This window comes from Paenibacillus sp. 32O-W, from assembly GCF_007679495.1.
Taxonomy (GTDB): domain Bacteria; phylum Bacillota; class Bacilli; order Paenibacillales; family NBRC-103111; genus Paenibacillus_L; species Paenibacillus_L residui.
This window is the reverse complement of sequence record NZ_VEGP01000193.1, coordinates 1-341: the sequence shown is the minus strand read 5'-3', so window position 1 is coordinate 341 and position 341 is coordinate 1. Positions and strand designations below refer to the sequence as shown.

Annotated in this window: 1 protein-coding gene; it reads right to left on the bottom strand. The window is 46.9% G+C overall.

All coding sequences use genetic code 11. The features are described 5' to 3' along the window. Nucleotides 1-150: 150 nt before the first annotated feature. Nucleotides 151-341: zinc ribbon domain-containing protein (locus FS806_RS25400; protein ID WP_144942144.1), on the bottom strand; the 191-nt coding region annotated here is incomplete at its 5' end.

Genomic DNA, 341 nt, shown 5'->3' with positions numbered 1-341 from the left:
GCCAAGAACTTATAAAAGTCTATAAATCCTTGTTTGCTTCCTGTTTCGCCGTGTCCGCTTTTGCCGGAACTACTCGCATTTGGTATGACACTCCACAGGCGTAAATTCGGATGCAACGAATCCTACATATTGGCGATGACAAGATACGTGTCAGACCGCCAATTTAGATAGGTTGATCGCCGCGTTCAAGTCGCGGTCGATCACATGTCCGCAAGTACATTCATAGGTACGATCAGACAGTTTCAGGTCCGGCTTGATCTGACTACAACATGAGCACATTTTCGATGAAGGGAACCATTTGGCGGCTTGAACAAATTTCGCGCCGATCTTCTCGCACTTGT